The organism is Shewanella sp. SG41-4 (assembly GCF_014164505.1).
In the GTDB taxonomy this organism is placed as follows: domain Bacteria; phylum Pseudomonadota; class Gammaproteobacteria; order Enterobacterales; family Shewanellaceae; genus Shewanella.
In genome coordinates, this window is sequence record NZ_JACJFI010000675.1 from 1 (window position 1) to 1,051 (window position 1,051).

General features: G+C 38.5%; 1 protein-coding gene and 1 pseudogene. Both read left to right on the forward strand.

Features of this window, described 5'->3' with window-relative positions; all coding sequences use genetic code 11:
• Positions 1 to 869 (forward strand): annotated as a pseudogene (locus tag H5202_RS23190) (pilus assembly protein); the annotation flags it as partial.
• A gap of 5 nt (positions 870 to 874) precedes the next feature.
• Positions 875 to 1,051 (forward strand): type IV pilin protein (locus H5202_RS23195; RefSeq protein ID WP_182774076.1); only part of this gene is annotated, 177 nt, incomplete at its 3' end.

The following is a 1,051-nucleotide window of genomic DNA, read 5'->3' on the forward strand; positions in this document are numbered from 1 at the left end:
GTGTTGTCACTAAAGTATCCATTTTAGACAGCGATAATGATGGCGTAACAGATCGTATATACGCATCAGACATAAGTGGTAATGTATGGCGGATGGATTTACCTGCGGCTGACAAATCGACCTGGACAATTTTTAAATTTGCGTCAATAAGTGATGGTAGCTCACCAAATGATCGCATGTTCTTTTCTGAGCCCGCTCTAGCGCAAACTCAGTTTAGTAATATTCACAGTACAAGCGGTGTGCTTAGTTACCAAAATACACCTTATGATGCAGTTGCAATTGGTACTGGTAATCGAACTCATCCATTAGACACATATACCAATGATATGTTTTTTGTTTTCCAGGATAGGAACGTTGTTACTAAATCTTATACTTCTACGGAAGCACCTGCTACATTAGGTTTTTCTGATTTGTACAATGTAACCTCAGTACCCCCAACATCTCAAGCCCAAAACATTGAGTTTGGTACCAAAAGAGGTTGGTATTATGATTTTACATCAGCGGGTGAAAAGAGCTTATCATCGTCTTTAATTTTTGATGGAAAAGTGTACTTTACGTCGTTTATCCCACCAGCCGGTGGGACGATTGATTATGACTTAGGTGTTTGTGATCTTTCAGGGGAAGGCCGATTATACGTGTTAGATTTACATAAAGGCACTCGAACTTATAGCGAACTTTATTATGATTTGGGTGAGCGAGTACCTGATACTCCTCAGATAGTTATACCAAAAGCTGACACTGGTAATGATACTATTGCCTACATCATTGGTGTGGGGAAAGGTGAATGTGTCGGCAGCGATTGTAAAGGTACTGTTGTTTTAGGCTCGGGTCTAACAACAAATAGAATTTATTATCATATAGAAGAGTAGAGTTGATGAAAAAAGTGTCTTTTAAAGGTTTTACTCTGATTGAAGTAATGATTACTGTTGTCATTATTGGGATTCTTGCAGCAATTGCATATCCTTCATACACCAGTTTTATAACTAAAAGTGGCCGTTCTGAAGGTGTCGCAGCTGTAATGCGAGTATCTAATTTGCAAGAACAATATTAC